The sequence below is a fragment of the Streptomyces lucensis JCM 4490 genome (genome assembly GCF_014650035.1).
Classification (GTDB): domain Bacteria; phylum Actinomycetota; class Actinomycetes; order Streptomycetales; family Streptomycetaceae; genus Streptomyces; species Streptomyces lucensis.
Genome location: NZ_BMUE01000008.1, coordinates 91,410 through 107,996 on the forward strand (window position 1 = coordinate 91,410; position 16,587 = coordinate 107,996).

Below are 16,587 nucleotides of genomic sequence, written 5' to 3' on the forward strand. Positions count from 1 at the left end.
ACTGGTGCCTCACTCACCGCGCGTGGCAAGGCGTCCGGCCGCGTCGAGCCGTGCGAGGCGGTCGTGTTCCCTCTCGGCCCACCGCCGTACCCGACCGGGATCCAGCGCGGTGCCGTGGCCGACGTGCAGGCGGGCAGGGTTGAGGGCGAGCATCTCGCGCAGGCTGGCGAGGTTCTGCCAGGGGTCGTCGTGGAAGGGCGGATTGGCGGGCCTGCCGGGGATGAGGCCCATGAGGGAGCCGGCGACCAGGTCGCCGGCGACGAGGTCACCGTCGTCTGTGAGGACGGAGACCGATCCGGCGGTGTGGCCGGGGGTGGGCATGATGCGCGCCGCGAGGCCGAAGTCCTCCAGGCTCGTCTCGCCGCGGACGAGCACCGCGGGCTCGAAGGGCTCGGCCCGAACGTGGAGATTGCGGTTGCGGGCCATGAGACGGCCCATCAGGCCGGTGGGCAGATACGGTTCGCGGACCCGGCCCGAGCGATACGGTCCGAGGTCGGCGATGTGGCCGGCGAGGGGCGCGCCGGTGAGCCGGTGCAGTTCGGCGGCAGAGCCGAAGTGGTCGATGTGGCCGTGGGTGATGACGATCAGTGAGACGTCGGCGGGATCGACGCCGAGGGCGGTGATCCGATCATGGATCTTGTGGCCGCTGCCGGGGGTTCCGGCGTCGACGATGACGGGGCGGCGGCCGAGCAGCAGGTAGGCGTTGATGTTGTGCCGGCCCATGACCGGGATCGGGACGACCTTTGTGCGGGACACGGTTCTCCTTTGGAGTGTGCTGGTGGGTGCCGCGTGCGGGCATGGCGAAGCTCGGCCGGTGCGCGAGCGTGCCCGGTGGCCGGCAGGCGGTGCGGGTGGTGAGGGTCAGAAGCGGCGGCGGTACTCGGCCGGAGTGGTACCCAGCCGCCGACGGAAGACGCGGTGCAGCGTTTCCACGGAGCCCAGGCCGCTGGCGGCGGCGACCTCGGGCAGGCTGCGGTCGCTGTCCTCCAGCAGCCGCCGGGCCGCCTCCAACCGGGCCGCCTCCACATAGGCAGCCGGTGTCGTGGAGGTGCGCTGATGGAACAACCGGGTGAAGTGACGCGTGCTCAGGTGCGTGCGGGCCGCCAGGGCTTCGAGGGACAGGTCCTCGGCAAGGTGTTCGGCGATCCATCTGCGCAGCTCGTCGATCCGGTCGTCCGAGGAGCCCTGGACGGACAGCGGCACACTGAACTGGCTCTGCCCACCGGAGCGTTTGACGTACATCACCATCAGCCGGGCGGTCGCGAGTGCGAGGTCCTGGCCGTGGTCCTCGGCGACCATGGCCAGCGCCATGTCCATCCCCGAGGTGACGCCGGCGCAGGTCCACACCCGCCCGTCCCGAATGAAGATCGGATCAGGATCCACCCGCACGCCTGGGTGTTCGGCGGCCAGCCGGCCCGCGGTGAGCCAGTGCGTCGTGGCGGGCCGGCCCTCCAGCAGCCCCGCGGCGGCCAGCAGGTGCGCCCCCGCGCAGATCGACCCGATCCGCCGGGCCCGAGGTGCCGCACGCCGCAGCCAGCTGGCGACCTGGTGGTCGATCACCGGCTCCACGCCTCCGTCTACGAGCTCGATCGCCCCCGCCACCAGCAGGGTGTCGATCGGGCCGAGCACGTCGTCGAAGTCCAGGTCGGCCATCAGCCGCACGCCGCTGGAGGTGGTCACCGGGGCGCCGTCGGCCGTCGCGATCCGCACGAGGTAGCCCGACCGGTCACCTCTGCCGACCCGGGACGCGACGGAAAACACCTCGGCCGGTCCGGTGGCGTCCAGCAGCTCGATGCCGGGAAAGGCGACGATCACGACGCGGTGCGGTTGGGACATGCCCCGATCATGCCGCCCGATCCGACATGGCTGCAACGACCAGGATCTGTCACATCAGGCCATCGGGAAGGGGGGCCGGCGGCAAAGCCAGAACTTCGAGCAAACTGATCCCGGTCCAGGCGCCTCCTGCCCCTTGGGCCACTGCGCCACAGCCCGCTTGGGTCAGGTCCCCGTCCTCTCCGGATCGGCTCCTTGATCGAGGCGCCCGACGGATGTCGGCCGCCCAGTCCCAGCCCCTTACCAGCCCAGCCGTCACTCTCTGCCAACCGCTCCCCCTCGGAACGCCGGACGCTTGCGCGCTGCCTGGTCACGCTCTCGTCCGGGAAACAACAGGGCAAACGGCACGAGCCCCGCCGCGGGCGGAACTGACGCCGCGCCGCTCCCCGGCCCGGCCGTCACCCCGGGCAGGGAGCGGCCTTACGACCCGCTCGGGGGGTGGCCGCCGTCCCCTGGGCAGACCACCGGCAACTCGTGGTTTCCCCTCCCATCCGCGCGGACACCGTCGCCGGCCGCCTGCCCGCGACCGCCGGGCATCGGCAGAGCGCGGGCAACGGCGCGAAGGCCCGTGCCACTACGACCGGGCTTGGATCCGGTGTTCGCCGGAGCGTCGAGGAGTGCAGGCCTACTGGTCCGCCTGCGGTCCTCCCGCTTCCCGGCCGGAGGGAGGCTCCTGCCCGGCCGTCCCCCACGTCCGGTACTGATACAGCATCAGCGTCGCCAGTACGGCCAGTCCCACCGCCCCGCCCGCGGCGAATCCGACGACCACCGAACGGCCGGAGGCGAGCACGGCGAGCAGGCCCGCAGCCGAGCCGGTCAGCACGGAGGTCACCACGCCGATCATTCCCGCGACGGTCCGGAACACCTGCCAGCCTCCGCCGTGCAGGCCTTGCAGGGCGAGCCGTCGCGAGGGCGGAACACTGGCCATGTAGTCGGCCAGCTCGGGTGCGACGTCGAGGTAGTACGAACGCAACCGTTCGATCCGCCGGGCGTACCGGAGGTCTTCGATCCCGGACTGGAGCACCCGGTCGAAGGTGACGAAGCCGATGAAGGACAGCGTTGACAGCAAGATCAGCCCGAAGGTGTAGAACGCGGCGCCGATGGCGGTCGCTGTGGCGACCAGCCCCAGAGCGACCATCCCGGCAGACATCGTGCCGAGGAAGAGCGTTGCCCGGCTGGTCGACTCGGCGATCGTCGCCGCCCGTGCTCCCTGCAAGGTGAAGTGCTCGGTCGTCACGAAGGACACGGCGGCCTGCCTCGGCCCTCCGTCGCGTGAACCGGCTCTCATGTTCCCGTCGGTGCCCGTAAGACCACCAGTTTCCTCGATGGGACTCCCATGACCTGCCCATGATGTCGTCGGCCCCGTCGGTCCACCCACTACCGCTCGCCGCATGTCGGGGCTTCAGGGGCCGCCGCCCGCGCGGCGCCCGGCGCTTATTAGTTGACGCTTCAACTTCACAGGTCTACGGTCTTGCACCACTAGGTGATGCGTCAACCAAAGGCGCGCGCCTCGTCGCCACAAGGAGAGCCCCTGATGTCCACCCCTGACGAGCAGAGCGCTCGCGTCACCCCCTCGGCCGCCCGGCCGAACCGGCGGACGCTCCTGAAGTACTCGGCTCTGGCCGCCTCGGTCCCCGCCGGCGCCGCCCTGCTCCAGCCGCTGCTGGGGTCCGGGACGGCCTCGGCCGCAGACGCCCCGGCGGCCGGCGGCACCTTCGCCCCCGTGCCGTCCACCGCCCGAGGCCCGCAGATCGGGTCCAAGGGCTACCTCGTGCAGGAGATCCGCGATCGGCTGTTCTGGATCACCGACGGCACCTACCAAATGCGAACCCCCATGGCTGGATGATCTGGAAGACCGTGCCTGGCGGGCGTACATCGCCATGAGTCAGCTTCTGGACACCGAGATCAGCCGGGGGCTGCGCATGGACATCGGTCTTTCCATGGCCGACTACCGCGTGCTCGCCCCGCTCTCCGAGGCGCCGGACCACCGTCTGCGCATGCAGGACCTGGCCTCGCGCGCCCACTGGGAGAAGAGCCGGCTGTCCCACCAGGTCCGCCGGATGGAAAGCCGCAGACTGGTCCGCCGGGAAGAGTGCGCCACCGACGCCCGCGGCGCCTTCGCGATCATCACCCCTGAGGGCCTGCAGGCCGTCCGCAAGGCCGCGCCCCTGCACGTGGCCCGTGTGCGTCGCCTGCTCGTCGACGTTCTCTCGCGCGAACAGCTGCAGGCGCTTGCCGACGTCTGCGAAACAGTGGTGGAGGCTCCCGCGGAGCGCTGAAAGGTTGTCGTCCCTGCCCTGCCCGGCTGCGCTTTCAAGCGGGCGCCGGGCGACCGGCGGGGCGCGGCGGACCGGGGGCCCGTGGGGGTGACCTTCCCTCGTCGCGGGACTCGCCGGCCTGTTGCGAGCGGTCGACGATGGCCTGCAGGGCGGCCACGTGGTCCAGCAGCGCTGCCCTTCCGGCCTCGCTGAGGCTGATCCAGGTACGGGGTCGCTTACCGACGTAGCCGCGCTCGACCTCGACGTAACCGTGATCGGAGAGCTTACTGATCTGCTTGGACAGCGCCGAGTCGGACAGAGCGACCGTGTCGCGGACGAATCCGAACTCCACCCACCGGGAGGAGGACAGCAGCGACACGATCGACAGACGGGTGGGGTCGACCAGCAGCGGGTCGATGGCGGCGTCGGCCATCACGCCTCCCCCTTGGATGCCGCCCCCGGCAGCCGTCGCTGCAGGACGGTCGTCTTGCGCGACACCAGTACGGCGAGGGTCAGCACCACCAGGCCCACGAGGGTGTGCCAGTACGGCACGTGCGCATCGAGCGGCGTGCAGGTCATCGCGCTTACTGCCCCATTGGGTGGAGCGGTCCCCGGGTCCCGGGTGGGTCGGCAGATGCAGTCGCTACGGAGATCGCCGACCCGCGCTACTCAAGACGGCCGTTGCATTTGTCATCACGAGCCCCGAGGCCGTCCGCGACATCATTGCCCGTGCGGGGACTTCGGGCTTCGAGTCCGACGACTGAAGCTGTAGTCGCCGGAGGCCTGCCGCCTTACTGCTGATACCAGTCGTCGCCGCCGGCTCGCAGCGAACGGCCGAGGTAGTCCTGCAGGTTGTTCGCGACCCACCGACGACTGTCGCTCTCGTGCTCCCAGACGAAGATGTCTGGACGCTCGGGCTTCTGCACGAACGCGAACTGGTCACCGCCTCCGTTGTCCCCGAAGAAGAGAAGGGCGTCGAACGGCATGTAAAGCTGCGTGAACGTCTGGTCGGACCAGAAGAGCAGGTTCCTCTCGACGATCTGATCGAGGGGCCAGATGGTATCCACGTGAAGGTGTCCGATTACCCCATCGCTTTCGAGGAGCAATTGCCTGAGCTCGGCCGGCAGCGTTCGCCTGAGTCGCGTCTGCGCCGCGACGAGCTCGGATGCCTGGACCGGTCTCCGAAAGCCCACGTCGGGAAAGACCGCTGTCGCTGCCTGTCTCCACATGATCCGGAGCTTAGCCGACCAGCTTCAGGGCCCCTGTGCCGCACCGGCGGTAGCAGATGAGCATGCCGACGATGCCGACGCAGGCCAGGAAGCGTTCGGCCTTGTGCTCGTAGCGTCGGTTCAGGCGACGACACCCGTTCGGCCAGGACATGAGGTGCTCGACCACCCAGCGGTGCCGGCCCATGCGGCCGGTGTAACGGAGGGAGCGAGTCTTGCGGGCGCGGTGGACTCGGAGCGTGACGGTCATGACGACGTCCTTGAACGTCGTGTGTGCCGCGCGGGGTTGGGGCAGAACCGGGCCGCGATCCTGGACGAGTACAAGCCCTACCTCGACGACCGCTGGAGCGAGGGCTGCACCAATGCCTGGAAGCTGTGGGAGGAGATCGTTCCCCTCGGCTACAAGGGGAGCTACGGGCGCGTTCGTGCCTACCTGCAGCTCAAGCGGACATCGCCACGGCCGGTGGCAGCCCGGCCGCCCTCGCCCCGCTCCGTTGCCGGATGGATCCTCCGCCGCCCCGAGAAGCTCAGCGAGTCCGAAACAGCTCCAGCTCAAGACCGTCTCGGCCAACTGCCCCGAGATCGCCGCCTCACCTGCCATGTTCGGTCGTCCGCGACCATGTTGACCGAGCGCCAGCGCGAACGTCTGCCGGACTGGCTCGACGCCGTCCGGCAGGACGACCTCCCCAGCCTCCACACCCTCGCCGCAAGACTGGACCGCGACCGGACGCCGTCATCGCTGGCCTGACCATGCCCTGGAACTCGGGTGTGGTCGAAGGGCATGTCAACAGGATCAAGATGCTCAAGCGCCAGAAGTTCGGCCGCGCCGGCTTCAGCCTCCTACGCAAGCGCGTCCTGCTCTCCTAGCGACCCAATGTCGGTGGTGGGTGCGACGATCCCCGCGTCAACAACCGGAAGGCGAAGCCAATGGGCACCTGGGGAATTGGTCCCTTCGACAACGACACAGCCGCCGACTTCGCTGGCGACCTGGACGAGGCGCCCATGGAACAACGCGAGGCCATGATCCGCAGAGTCCTCAAACGCGCTGCCGAACCCGCGGACTACCTGATCACCCCGGACGCCGAGCGAGCAGTGGCCGCAGCAGCCCTGGTAGTCGCACAGCACCCTGACGGCGAGCCCGCGTGCTCGAACTACGGCCCGTCGGAGCCGCTGCCGGTGTTGCCTGCCGACCTTCGAACGCTTGCCGTCGACGCCCTGGACCGAGTGGTCGCAGACCGGTCTGAGAGCGCAGAGCTGTGGGACGAGGCTGCAGACGGGCCGAAATGGCGCCGAGATGTCACTCGCCTTCGTGACGTCCTCGACCCCCCGACTCCCGCCACAAGAAGAAGCCCTATTCGACATCTGACCGGTGACCCACAGTTACAGACCACAGAAGTTGTGCCAGAACCCGTGAAGTAGCAGCGTTTGATCAGCAGTTTGGGCGACGGTTGGTGATCTTAGTGCTGCAGATGCTCACGAGAAATGACGTCGCCGTGGTGGGGTGCCACCGTAGTGCGGCAGAAGCGGTCCGTCCCTTGATCACCGGTCGTTAGACTCCCGGCGTTCGGGCGCTGTCGGGTGTTGAGATTGTCCCAGACCAGCACCATCGGGCCGCCGAGCTGCTGGTGGGCGGTCTGGATCAGGTCGCGGTAGTCCTTCCAGGAGAAGCTCTTGCGTCCGTCGGGCCGGGCGTCCTGGCAGGGCCGGTAGATCAGCCGCGAGGGTTCGCCGGGTTTGTAGCAGGCCAGGGCGGCCACCGATAGGCGGCGGGAGCGGCCCTGCACGCGGATCACCGGGGTGTGGCCGCGGCGGGACCAGGGGCGGGTGGTCGGCGGCGTCATCGAGAATCCGGCCTCGTCCTCGAAGACGAGCCAGGCGTCGAGCGCCGCCACGGTCCTTCCACACTCGGCCAGGTCTCCTTCACCCAGCGGCCACCAGGTTCTCGTCCCACTCGATCGCCCGCCGGGCGGGGACCTGGCGGCTCCAGCCGTGCCTTTTGAGCAGGGCGGCCACTCCCTGCACGGTGTAGCTCTTGTGGAAACGGCGCCCGATCAGCGTCTTGATCCGCGACAGGGTGCAGGTCTGGTCCGGCCAGCCGTGTGCCACCGGCTCCTTGGCCGGCTCCCGCTCGAGCCCGGCAAACAGTTCGTCCCTGAGCAGCGGCAGCGATGCCGGACCCCTGGAGGCCAGAGGCCGGGACCCGTTCTGCGACCAGGCTCTGCGCCACTGCTGAACCGACCGGACGCTGACCGGAAGGTCGTGAGCGATGATCGGGTTCTCGTCGCCCTGCCTGAACCGCTCGGCCGCCTCCATCCTCAACTTCTCGCGGAAGGCCCGCCGTTCGTCGGTCAGTCCGCCCCCTTGCACATACCTCATGCGGTCGGCATACCGCAGGGATCATGAGGCGTCAGCCCCTACGACACCACGCTTTGAAGGTCAGTAACCACAAGCAGAACCAGAGCCAGAACCTAACGAAGCACTACTAGTGACCTGAGTCAGAGATTCGTCGGCAGTAGCGGCGACTTTGTCGAGGATCTCGTCGGCTGTCTTCGTCCAGACGAAGGGTCTGGGCTGCTCGTTCCAGTCGGCGAGCCAGGCCCGGATGTCGCGTTCGAGGGCTTGGACGGAGCGGTGGACGCCGCGTTTGAGCTTCTTCTGGGTCAGCTCGGCGAACCATCGCTCGACCAGGTTCAGCCAGGATGCGCTGGTCGGCGTGAAGTGCAGGTGGAACCGCGGGTGGGCCAGCAGCCACCGTTTGATGTCGGGCGTCTTGTGGGTCGCGTAGTTGTCCAGGATCAGATGAACCTGCAGGTCAACCGGGATTTCTTTGTCCAGCTTCGCGAGGAACTTCTTGAACTCGGCCGCTCGGTGGCGGCGGTGCAGGGAGCCGATGACCTTGCCGGTGGCGACCTCGAGGGCGGCGAAGAGGGTCGTGGTGCCAGCCCAGACGTAATCGTGACTGCGACGTTCGGGGACGCCAGGCATCATCGGCAGGACAGGCTGAGACCGGTCCAGGGCCTGGATCTGGGACTTCTCATCCACGCAGAGCACCAGGGCCTTCTCCGGCGGATCGAGATAAAGCCCGACGACGTCGCGGACCTTGTCGATGAACAGCGGGTCGGCGGACAGTTTGAACGTCTGCGACCGGTGCGGGGCCAAGGCGAACGCCCGCCAGATCCGCGAGACCGTCGACTGCGACATTCCCGTGGCCGCGGCCATCGACCTCGTCGACCAGTGGGTGGCGTTCTTCGGCGTCTCCTCGAGCGTCTTGACGATGACCCGCTCGACGTCGGCATCGGTGATCTTCCGGGGGACGCCGGGCCGCGGGTCGTCGCACAAGCCGTCCAATCCCCGCTCGATGAAGCGGCGCCGCCAGGTGCGGACCGTGTCCGGAGCAATCCGCAGCCGGCGGGACACCTCCATGACCGAGTGCCCTTCGGCGCACTCCAGCACGATCCGCGACCGCTGAGCCAGAGCCTGAGCCGTCGTACGGCGACGTAACCAACCCTCCAGCACCGAACGCTGCGCATCGGTGACCAACAACGGCGGAATCTTCGGACCCGGACGACTCATACCCGACTAACGACCAATCTCTGACTCAGGTCACTAGGCCTGAACCCCGCCTCACCCCTCGGCGGGTGCTGCCCGGACCCCGGTCCGGACAGCACCCGCCCATGCATGTCCTGGCCGTGTCGCCCAACTACGCCGAAGCCTCGGCCCCTGCCCTGGGGGCGAACCCACTCCCCTGCTCGGCGAACACCTTGATCGCGGCGCCCAGGAACTCCACCAACCCGGGGTGGTAGGAATCGTGGAACGCCCTCATGGCCTCGTCCTCGGCGTAGAAGAGCGACATGCCGACGTAAGCCTCCCTGGAGGGGGTGTAGAACCGGCTGACGATGTCGAAGTGCCTGCGGACGAGCTCCTGGATCTGCTGATCCCCAGGCAGGGAGCCGCCGTCCAGGAAAGCCGTGATCTCCCGGTACAGGACGTCCCAGTCCTGGTGGACCCGCTCCCTGTCCACATGTTCCCAGTCGTTGGTTTCGGCAAGGCTCTTCGCCTGCTCCTGGGCCAACGACCGGCGACACTCGTCCTCGTAACTGTTCCCCACGGCACCGGTTCCCATCGTTCGTCACCTCTCCGGTGGATCCACGAGAGGCCGCCGACATGTCGACATCGACCGGCCGCCGATGATCAACTGCCGGTCCAGGCCGAACGGTGACACACAGCCACTGGGTCGGCAAACCATTTCTTGGACCCTGCGGCGCTCCGTCCCGGTCAGCCGGCGGCGGAAAGGCGCGGCTCGAACGGCGAGCCATGAGCGGGGCGTCCAGCCACTCGACCGCGCGGCCCGGACTCCCGCGGCGACCTCGCGCGCCAACAAACCCCCCGCCCCGAACTCGCCGACCGCCTCGAACGCGAGGTCCGCAACCGCCGGCAGCCGCAGATCTGGGCCAACGCCAAGCAGGCCGCGGCCACCACGAGCGGCATCGTGATCAATGTCCAGGGCCGCTTCGGCTGCACCGCCGCCCCCAGCTGCACCGACGACGCCCGCGTACGCCACCTCCCCCTCGCCCTGCCCCCCACAACACGCCGCCCGCCTCTTCACGGCCGGGGAGGAAGGCGCCACCGAGGACCGGCTCCGCCGCATCGCCGCCGAAGCCCTCGGCGAGGGTCTGCTTCCGCGACAACGGCCCCCGCGCCCACGGCCTCGAAGTCGAACTCACCGACCTGATCATCCTCGAATTCGAGCTTTAACCGGGCACGGAGCAGGACGTGGCGGGCGGCGACGCGACCGCGGGGGCGAGCGCGAGGCGCACGAGGAATGGGCGTTCATCGAGCCGTCTGCCGATCGGCGAGTACGGAGCCGAGGGTTCGCAGCAGCCTGTGGTGCGGTCAGCACCGCCTCGCCACTGTGCGGATCCAGCAGGGTGGTCCGACTGACTCCCCAGCGGGTGGCCCGCTTCCTCGGGTAACTGGGCAAGCCCGGCACCACCGTCATCGCGGCCGTCGGCGCCATCGGCTGAGCAGCGCGGCGAACTACCAGCGGTGTGGCTGGACGCCGCGTTCGCGATAGGGGTGGATGTCGCGCGGGAATCCGCCCGGCAGAGCGCCTCAGCTGAGAGGAGGTGCGCGACTGCACAGGCACGGCATGCTCACCGGGGCGCGCGTCGGCCGCATCGGCCGACAACAGTCCGCCGGTCAGAGTCGCCGTCACCGGCGGCACCGTATCGGCCACAGGCCATCCGACCGGTGCTGTGGGCGTCACGGCGTGAGTCGTGGCGTGTGGTGCGTCGCTGTTCGGCGGCGCGAAGGGATTCCCGGAACAACGGGCCCGTGTGAGATGCCTGGGTGCGACTGTGGTCGCACCTGAACATGCCTTGGATTGCGACTTCAGTCGTATGCGATGGCGACCCGGGATCGATGTGGCCTCACGTGTCACGCCCTGAGGATGGCCAGGTGACCGAGATCGTCGCGGGGCTGTACATGTCCCCTCTGGAGCTTCTCGCCTTGCTGTGTGCCGTCGCACTGGTGGTGGCGCGCTGGCTTCCTGCCGCTGCCCGCCCACGCGTCACGATCGCGGCAGGGACGGTTCTGCTGCTGTCCGCGATCGTGTTGTTTGTGGTGGGGATCCGCTGGCAGATGCTGCCGGTTCTGGCAGGCGCCGCACTCGCGTTGCCGTTCGCCCTCGCTCCGCTGCTGCGACACCGTACCGGCCGGCCGGCGTGGCGGGCCCGATGGTGGCTGGCGTTGCCGGGGTCGGTGGCCTGCGTCGGTCTGATTGCCACGGCTCCGGTGACCGCCTGGGCCTTTCCCGTACCCGTCTTCCCCGAGCCGTCGGGCCGTTTCGCGGTCGGCACCCGCGTGGTGCAGTGGACCGACCAGCGCCGCCCCGAGAGCTTCACCACCGATCCCCACGACCGGCGCACGGTCGTGGTCCAGCTCTGGTATCCCGCGCAGAAGAGCCCCCAAGGCGCGCAGCGGGCCCAGTACCTCGGACGCACGGAGCCTGAGGCGCGCACCGTTTCCGCTGCCCTCGCCCGCCAGGTCGGCTTGCCTGGCTTCCTGGTCGGCGGTGTCACGCGTGCCCACAGCCGTTCGGTCTTCAACGCCCCGGTGGCCGGCGGGGGCGGACGGTTCCCGGTCGTGCTGTTCTCTCCCGGGTCGGGCGGAGTGCGTACCCAGAACACCGCCTGGGCGGAGGAACTGGCCAGCCACGGCTATGTGGTCGCCGCCCTCGACCACCCATACGACTCCGCCGCCGTCGTCCTTGCCAACGGCCGAACGATCCACTCCCAGATCGCCTCCACCGGGCATCGGGACAAGGACGAGGAACTGGCGGTTGGCTGGACGGCTGTCCGGGCCGCCGACCTCGGTTTCGTTCTCACCCAGCTGGACCGTATGGACCGAGGTGAGATCACCGGCCCGCTGACCGGACGCCTGGACACCGGTCGGGTCGCGGTCACCGGCCACTCCATAGGTGGTGCCGCCGCTCTGCAGGCAGCACGGCAGGACCGCCGGTTCGACGCCGTCATCGATCTGGACGGCTACCCTCACGGCCCCACCTCCCCCTCTCTGCACCAGCCGACGCTCGCGCTCACCCAGGCCATCACCCCGTCAACCGACCCACGGTACCTACCCCGCCTCAGCAAGGCTCTCAAGCTCAGCACCGCGACGGGCTACCGGCTCACCATCCCCGGTGCCGCACACCTCACCTTCATGGACGGCCCCCTGTACCTGCCGCCTGTGCCCTCGATAGTCGGCTCCCTGGGCCGCACCGAGAGCCCACACGTTGTCGCCGCAACCACTCTGGCCTTCCTGGACACCACCCTGCGGCACGAACCCGGTGACATGGCTGACATCTTGTCGGCCTACGGCGACCTCAGCGTCTACCACCCGGACAACAGCCGCTGATCAGCCGGGCAGCAAGCAGCCGCTGGCCCAGCCCCTCGGCGAATCTCGACAGCATGAGAGGCTTTCGCAGCGCTGGCCGAGCGGCCTCGTCGAGGGTTGCGGCCGTCCTGGCGTGACGCGAAGACGACCGGCTAGGGGGTCACCTGGGTGGCTGTGACGTGGCGGGTGTTCGCGCGACGAGGAGGGCGATGTCGTCGGCGTGGTCGGTGGCCATGCCGGCAATGAGTTCGTCGCAGAACGTGTCGAGGTCTTCGCGGGCGAGGGCCGCGGCGTGCTGTCGTAGGCGGGTCATGCCGTGATGGAGGTCTTCGCCACGGCGTTCGATGAGGCCGTCGGTGTACATGAGCACGGTGGAGCGGGCGGGCAGAGTCTCGGTCGCGTGGTGGCGCGGGAGAGAAGGGTCGACGCCGAGGAGGAGACCGCGGCCGCCTTCGAGGTAGCGGGTGTCGCCCTCGTGGGTGACCAGCAAGGGCGGCGGGTGCCCGGCGCTGGAGTAAGTGATCTTCCAGCCTTCGCGCCCGTTCTCGTCGAGAACGGCGTACAGGCAGGTGGCTGTGGCCTGCGGGTAGAGGGCGTCGTGCGCGAGGTCGAGGCGGCGCAGGATGTGCCCGGGGGGCTCTTGGCGGTCGCAGCCGATGCCGCGCAGCATGTTGCGCAGCTGGCTCATGGTGATCGCGGCGCGTAGGTCGTGACCGGTGACGTCACCCATGATCATGGTGGTGCTGCCGTTGGGCAGGGGGAAGCTGTCGTACCAGTCGCCGCCGACTTCGGCGGTGGTGGCGGCGGGCGCGTAGCGGGCGGCCAGCTGCAGCGGGCCGGTTTGAGCGAGGGTGGGCAGGAGGGAGCGCTGGAGGCGTTCGGCGATGTGCTGGGTCTCGCGGTACAGGCGGGCGTTGTCCACACCCAGAGCGATGCGGTGGGTCAGGTCCTCCACCATGGCGAGGTCGTCGTAGGTGAGAGGCGCGCGGTCGGCAGAGCGGCCGATGGTCAGAGCGCCGAGGACCTGTCGGCGAGCGCGTACCGGGGCGACGACGGCGGTATGGGTTTCGAGCTGATCGAACATCTCGAGCTGACGGGCGTGCAGCGGGTCGGCGGCCATGTCGGGGCTGGGGATGTCGGCTGCGGTCACCAGCAGGGGGCCGGCGCCGAGGAGCACGCGTGAGAGCGGACCGGCCGGAACTTCCGGGACGTCGGGCAGCACACCGGTCAAGCCGCCGACCGGCAGTACACCGGGATCGCGGTGGACGACGCTGACCCTGCGGGGGCGGCCCTCTTCGTCGAGCAGGTCGACCGCACACCAGTCGGCCAGCTGGGGCACCAGGATGCGGCACACCCGACGGACCGCGGCATACGAATCGAGCGTGCTGGTCATGGCGGTAGTGGTCTCCGCCAGAAGAGTCAGCCGGTCCAGTGCCCGCTGAACCACCTGGTCCACTTCGAAATCGTCCATACCCCCCTCCTTCCCACCAGGCCCACAAAGGACCGGACACGGCGCGACAGGGCGCGACAGGGCGGCCCCGGGATGGCGTCCGTCCAGAATGCGCAGACCTTGATCGTCTCGCTGGCTGACCGCCTCTGACCCGTCCGGCGAGGAAGAACAGCGAGGTGGGCCTGGCGGCCTGATCAGCAGACCCGATCAAGACCTTGGTCGTCGCTTCCTCCCGGAACTCTGCCGGCGAAGAACTCATCGATCAGCCACTCTGCCTGAACCTTGCGGTCGCTCATGGGGCTTCCTCCGCTCCCCCACCAGTCTCGTCACTTCGATCCGGTGATAGAGCCGGACAGCCCTGTCACCGGGCGCATGGCCTGTCCAGCCGGAAGCATCCGGCCGGCCCGGCAACCTGCGGCGGTCACAGCTGGGGAGGGAGTGCCCGACGCAGAGTCAGAGGCGAAGGACGACCAGGGCGATGTCGTCGCGGGCGCCGCTGCTGACACCGAGATGGGCGAGGAGGGCGTCGGCGAGGCGTTCAGGGCTGTAGCGGGGACGTCGGGCAAGCGCGTTGATGAGGTGGTGCAGGCCGGTGTCGATGTCCTCGTCACGGCGTTCGATGAGGCCGTCGGTGTAGAGCACGAGGGTGTCACCGGGGGTGTAGGACAGGCTCGCCTGGGGGCGGGGAAGGTGTTCGGGGCGGGCGCCCAGCGGGGGGTCCGTGGCCTGGTCGAGCACGTCGCAGGTGCCGTCCGGGTGGAGCAGGACGGGGGGCGGGTGGCCGGCGCTGCTGTAGGTGATGTGGCGGGCGTGGGGGTCGACGACTGCCTGGACCGCGGTGGTGGCCAGCGCGTCCTCCACATCGCGTGCGTACAGGCACAGGACGTCCAGAGCACGGGCGGGGCCGTCCACGGCCCGGGTGCAGGCGGACAGCGCGCTGCGCAGCATGCCCATGACGGCTGCGGCCTCCAGGCCGTGGCCGACGACGTCGCCGACCGCGACGGCGAATCTGTTTTCGGGCAGGTCGACCACCTCGTACCAGTCGCCGCACACGTTCAGCGACCCGGTCGCGGGCAGGTAGCGCACCGCGATGTCCTGGTGCCGGGCCAGATGAGGTGAGCGGAGCGTGGCCTCCTGCAGGGTGACCGCGACCTGGCGTTCCCGGGCATGGGCCTGGCGCAGCTCCTCGTTCAGTCGCTGCAGTTCGCGGGCCCGCGCGTAGAGTTCGACCTCCATCGCCTCCCTGTCGCCGTGCGCCCTGCCTTCCGTTGGGCGGCGATGGGACAGGATGAACGCGGTCACATCCTCGCCCCGGTGGATGATCCACCTCACCTGCCCGTCCGGCCCGAGGACCGGGGTGTTGATCGCGGACCACCACCGTTCCTCGAACACACCGGGCTGGCCTGCCACGGGGATGTCGTACTTCTGCGGTGCCATCGTGTCCGGCTGCTTCCAGCGCAGCACCCACTGCAGGGAGCCGTGAAGATTCCGCACCCCCTCGGCCTCCGGGTCCGCCGGATTCTCGGGGAAAGCGTCGAACAGGTACCGGCCGAGCAGATCCTCCCGCGTGCGACCGGTCACCCGGCACGCTGCCTCGTTGACAGCGACGATCACCATGTCCGGGCCGAGCACCATATAGGGACTGGGAGTAGCGGCGAACAACGCCTCGTAGTCGATCGCCGGCCCCACCACACGCTGCGGCCGCGCGTCCTCACCGGGGAGGTCCTCGTCCCTCACCCCTCCGTTCTACCGTGCACCGGCGCTCCCGGCAGCCTGCAGCTCGTTGCGGCTGCCACTGGGTTCAGCCCTGAGTGGAGGATGGCCTTGCGGCCGCGGCCCCTTCATCGGCTGATCAGCCACGGCCGGGAGCGGTCAGGATGCGGCGGGTACCGCCGCATCCAGGCCGTGAGAGGCGACGACCTGTGCGCTGCCGTCGGCCAGCCGGTAGGACGGCCCCACCACGCCGAGGCAGCCGGCGGCCGCCATCTCGGCCAGGACGCGGGAACGTTCCAGCAGCAAGTCCACGGTGTGCTCGATGTGCTCGGCCAGGATCTCTTCGGCCTGGTCGCGTCCGGCGGCGCGGGCTGCCAGCACGCTCGCAGTGACCCGCTCGACAACGTCCGCGGTGCGCACGACGAACAAGTCGCTCAGGCCGCGGTCGAGCCGGTGACGCAGGATCGCCCGGAGCACAGCGGACGAGCCAGACCCTGGCCACGCCCATGACATCACGGCGACCACATCACTTGCAGGGCGCCGCACCACGGCTCCGCACCACGATTTCGCGCTCTCTCCGGTCTCCTCCACTGCCGAGAGCGCCTCGCCGCGCAGTGTGGGGTGACCATGAGATGACCGGGGGATGCAGGTGGCATGGCGCCTGAAGGCTGGGGCTTCCTGATCACGTTAGGACTGTTCTTCGGGATACCGCTGACTTTGCTGCTCGTGGCCTGGGCAGCGCTTCGGGAGGGATCGCGGTGGTGGGTGTGGGGCCTGCGCATGGTCGCATCCGGGGCGGGCCTGACGGCTCTCTGGCTCGGCATCCGCTGGATCGCCATCAAGCAAGGTGCTTGTGTGCACGACGGCCGGTGCGCGCAGGACATCGAGGCGCCATGAGGCGAGGCCGGGCGTTCTACAGGGGCCGGTGTCCGGCAATGACGCCGCCGGGGTCGTCGGCCAGGGTGATGCGGGCGGTGATGCGTTTGCCGACCGCCTCGCGGTGCGCTTCGAAGCTCTGGGCGATGGCCATGACGATCTCCAGGCCGTGCTGTCCGACCCGGCCGACGTCTGCGGCCCGGGCGATGGGCAGCTGAGGGTCCGAGTCCCACACCACGACCTCGACCGCGCCATCGGTGATCCGCAGGTCCAGCAGCACTGGGCCGGGGGCATACTTGCGGGCGTTGGTGACCAGCTCGCTCACCACCAGCTGGGTGAG

General features: G+C 69.2%; 16 protein-coding genes and 5 pseudogenes. 7 read left to right on the forward strand and 14 right to left on the reverse strand.

Annotation, left to right across the window (positions count from 1 at the left end; all coding sequences use genetic code 11):
* Positions 1-9: 9 nt before the first annotated feature.
* The 3 genes from IE177_RS19465 to IE177_RS19475 form a co-directional block, all read right to left on the reverse strand.
* Positions 10-723, reverse strand: coding sequence for an MBL fold metallo-hydrolase (locus tag IE177_RS19465; RefSeq protein WP_229816186.1), 714 nt, complete (start codon positions 721-723; stop codon positions 10-12).
* A 138-nt stretch (positions 724-861) separates the two neighbouring features.
* Positions 862-1,836 (reverse strand): GlxA family transcriptional regulator, encoded by a 975-nt coding sequence (locus IE177_RS19470; RefSeq protein ID WP_190016617.1) that lies wholly within the window; start codon positions 1,834-1,836, stop codon positions 862-864.
* A 622-nt stretch (positions 1,837-2,458) separates the two neighbouring features.
* On the reverse strand, positions 2,459-3,079 hold the full coding sequence (locus tag IE177_RS19475; RefSeq protein WP_190016618.1) for a hypothetical protein: 621 nt from the start codon (positions 3,077-3,079) through the stop codon (positions 2,459-2,461).
* A gap of 288 nt (positions 3,080-3,367) precedes the next feature.
* On the opposite strand from IE177_RS19475, the gene IE177_RS19480 reads away from it, so the two are divergent.
* Positions 3,368-3,679, forward strand: a complete 312-nt coding sequence (locus tag IE177_RS19480; RefSeq protein ID WP_190016619.1) for a hypothetical protein — start codon at positions 3,368-3,370, stop codon at positions 3,677-3,679.
* A gap of 34 nt (positions 3,680-3,713) precedes the next feature.
* Entirely contained in the window at positions 3,714-4,112 is a 399-nt protein-coding gene (locus tag IE177_RS19485; RefSeq protein ID WP_190016620.1) for a MarR family winged helix-turn-helix transcriptional regulator, read from the forward strand.
* Between the two features lie 34 nt (positions 4,113-4,146).
* On the opposite strand, the gene IE177_RS19490 is transcribed toward IE177_RS19485, so the two are convergent.
* The 4 genes from IE177_RS19490 to IE177_RS19505 all read right to left on the reverse strand — a co-directional run bounded on the left by IE177_RS19490 (position 4,147) and on the right by IE177_RS19505 (position 5,567).
* Entirely contained in the window at positions 4,147-4,524 is a 378-nt protein-coding gene (locus IE177_RS19490) for a transcriptional regulator (protein ID WP_190016621.1), read from the reverse strand.
* Positions 4,524-4,670 (reverse strand): hypothetical protein, encoded by a 147-nt coding sequence (locus IE177_RS19495; RefSeq protein ID WP_190016622.1) that lies wholly within the window; start codon positions 4,668-4,670, stop codon positions 4,524-4,526. The genes IE177_RS19490 and IE177_RS19495 overlap by 1 nt, the downstream gene beginning before the upstream one ends.
* A 212-nt stretch (positions 4,671-4,882) precedes the next feature.
* Positions 4,883-5,320: an SMI1/KNR4 family protein gene (locus IE177_RS19500; RefSeq protein ID WP_190016623.1), complete on the reverse strand. Its 438-nt coding sequence runs from the start codon at positions 5,318-5,320 to the stop codon at positions 4,883-4,885.
* Between the two features lie 10 nt (positions 5,321-5,330).
* The gene (locus IE177_RS19505; protein WP_190016624.1) at positions 5,331-5,567 is read right to left on the reverse strand and encodes a transposase; all 237 of its coding nucleotides are present in this window, start codon (positions 5,565-5,567) and stop codon (positions 5,331-5,333) included.
* Between IE177_RS19505 and IE177_RS19510 the strand changes: the two genes are divergently transcribed.
* Together IE177_RS19510 and IE177_RS19515 are read left to right on the forward strand one after the other, a co-directional pair.
* The gene (locus tag IE177_RS19510) at positions 5,544-6,065 is read left to right on the forward strand and encodes a hypothetical protein (RefSeq protein ID WP_190016625.1); all 522 of its coding nucleotides are present in this window, start codon (positions 5,544-5,546) and stop codon (positions 6,063-6,065) included. The two genes, IE177_RS19505 and IE177_RS19510, sit on opposite strands and share 24 nt — an antisense overlap.
* A 179-nt stretch (positions 6,066-6,244) precedes the next feature.
* Positions 6,245-6,736 carry a DUF4259 domain-containing protein gene (locus IE177_RS19515; RefSeq protein ID WP_190016626.1) on the forward strand — a complete coding sequence of 164 codons (492 nt, stop codon included), beginning with the start codon at positions 6,245-6,247 and terminating at the stop codon, positions 6,734-6,736.
* A gap of 161 nt (positions 6,737-6,897) precedes the next feature.
* Here the strand turns inward: IE177_RS19515 and IE177_RS19525 are convergent.
* From IE177_RS19525 to IE177_RS19535, 3 genes and pseudogenes are all read right to left on the reverse strand, one after another.
* A pseudogene (locus IE177_RS19525) lies at positions 6,898-7,693 on the reverse strand (winged helix-turn-helix domain-containing protein); the annotation flags it as partial.
* Positions 7,694-7,799: 106 nt separating this feature from the next.
* Positions 7,800-8,890 (reverse strand): annotated as a pseudogene (locus IE177_RS19530) (IS630 family transposase).
* Positions 8,891-9,017: 127 nt separating this feature from the next.
* Positions 9,018-9,440: a TipAS antibiotic-recognition domain-containing protein gene (locus IE177_RS19535; RefSeq protein ID WP_190016627.1), complete on the reverse strand. Its 423-nt coding sequence runs from the start codon at positions 9,438-9,440 to the stop codon at positions 9,018-9,020.
* A 261-nt stretch (positions 9,441-9,701) separates the two neighbouring features.
* On the opposite strand from IE177_RS19535, the pseudogene tpg reads away from it, so the two are divergent.
* Both tpg and IE177_RS19540 read left to right on the forward strand, forming a co-directional pair.
* Positions 9,702-10,072 (forward strand): annotated as a pseudogene (tpg, locus tag IE177_RS35060) (telomere-protecting terminal protein Tpg); the annotation flags it as partial.
* Between the two features lie 666 nt (positions 10,073-10,738).
* The gene (locus IE177_RS19540; protein WP_190016855.1) at positions 10,739-12,229 is read left to right on the forward strand and encodes an alpha/beta hydrolase family protein; all 1,491 of its coding nucleotides are present in this window, start codon (positions 10,739-10,741) and stop codon (positions 12,227-12,229) included.
* A gap of 139 nt (positions 12,230-12,368) precedes the next feature.
* Here the strand turns inward: IE177_RS19540 and IE177_RS19545 are convergent, their stop codons facing one another.
* From IE177_RS19545 to IE177_RS19555, 3 genes and pseudogenes are all read right to left on the reverse strand, one after another.
* The gene (locus tag IE177_RS19545; RefSeq protein ID WP_190016628.1) at positions 12,369-13,679 is read right to left on the reverse strand and encodes a PP2C family protein-serine/threonine phosphatase; all 1,311 of its coding nucleotides are present in this window, start codon (positions 13,677-13,679) and stop codon (positions 12,369-12,371) included.
* 432 nt (positions 13,680-14,111) lie between these two features.
* Positions 14,112-15,347 (reverse strand): PP2C family protein-serine/threonine phosphatase, encoded by a 1,236-nt coding sequence (locus tag IE177_RS19550; protein ID WP_190016856.1) that lies wholly within the window; start codon positions 15,345-15,347, stop codon positions 14,112-14,114.
* A 183-nt stretch (positions 15,348-15,530) separates the two neighbouring features.
* Positions 15,531-15,779, reverse strand: a pseudogene (locus IE177_RS19555) (carbonic anhydrase); the annotation flags it as partial.
* A gap of 246 nt (positions 15,780-16,025) precedes the next feature.
* On the opposite strand from IE177_RS19555, the gene IE177_RS19560 reads away from it, so the two are divergent.
* Positions 16,026-16,268, forward strand: a complete 243-nt coding sequence (locus IE177_RS19560; RefSeq protein ID WP_190016629.1) for a hypothetical protein — start codon at positions 16,026-16,028, stop codon at positions 16,266-16,268.
* 16 nt (positions 16,269-16,284) lie between these two features.
* On the opposite strand, the pseudogene IE177_RS19565 reads toward IE177_RS19560, so the two are convergent.
* Positions 16,285-16,587: pseudogene (locus IE177_RS19565) on the reverse strand (ATP-binding protein); the annotation flags it as partial.

Excerpts from the sequence above, each read along its gene's own strand:
- IE177_RS19465 (WP_229816186.1), bottom strand. The coding sequence starts at position 723 with ATGGGCCGGCACAACATCAACGCCTACCTGCTGCTCGGCCGCCGCCCC.
- IE177_RS19470 (WP_190016617.1), bottom strand. The coding sequence starts at position 1,836 with ATGTCCCAACCGCACCGCGTCGTGATCGTCGCCTTTCCCGGCATCGAG.
- IE177_RS19480 (WP_190016619.1), top strand. The coding sequence starts at position 3,368 with ATGTCCACCCCTGACGAGCAGAGCGCTCGCGTCACCCCCTCGGCCGCC.
- IE177_RS19485 (WP_190016620.1), top strand. The coding sequence starts at position 3,714 with ATGAGTCAGCTTCTGGACACCGAGATCAGCCGGGGGCTGCGCATGGAC.
- IE177_RS19490 (WP_190016621.1), bottom strand. The coding sequence starts at position 4,524 with ATGGCCGACGCCGCCATCGACCCGCTGCTGGTCGACCCCACCCGTCTG.
- IE177_RS19495 (WP_190016622.1), bottom strand. The coding sequence starts at position 4,670 with ATGACCTGCACGCCGCTCGATGCGCACGTGCCGTACTGGCACACCCTC.
- IE177_RS19500 (WP_190016623.1), bottom strand. The coding sequence starts at position 5,320 with ATGTGGAGACAGGCAGCGACAGCGGTCTTTCCCGACGTGGGCTTTCGG.
- IE177_RS19505 (WP_190016624.1), bottom strand. The coding sequence starts at position 5,567 with ATGACCGTCACGCTCCGAGTCCACCGCGCCCGCAAGACTCGCTCCCTC.
- IE177_RS19515 (WP_190016626.1), top strand. The coding sequence starts at position 6,245 with ATGGGCACCTGGGGAATTGGTCCCTTCGACAACGACACAGCCGCCGAC.
- IE177_RS19535 (WP_190016627.1), bottom strand. The coding sequence starts at position 9,440 with ATGGGAACCGGTGCCGTGGGGAACAGTTACGAGGACGAGTGTCGCCGG.
- IE177_RS19540 (WP_190016855.1), top strand. The coding sequence starts at position 10,739 with ATGTGGCCTCACGTGTCACGCCCTGAGGATGGCCAGGTGACCGAGATC.
- IE177_RS19545 (WP_190016628.1), bottom strand. The coding sequence starts at position 13,679 with ATGGACGATTTCGAAGTGGACCAGGTGGTTCAGCGGGCACTGGACCGG.
- IE177_RS19560 (WP_190016629.1), top strand. The coding sequence starts at position 16,026 with ATGGCGCCTGAAGGCTGGGGCTTCCTGATCACGTTAGGACTGTTCTTC.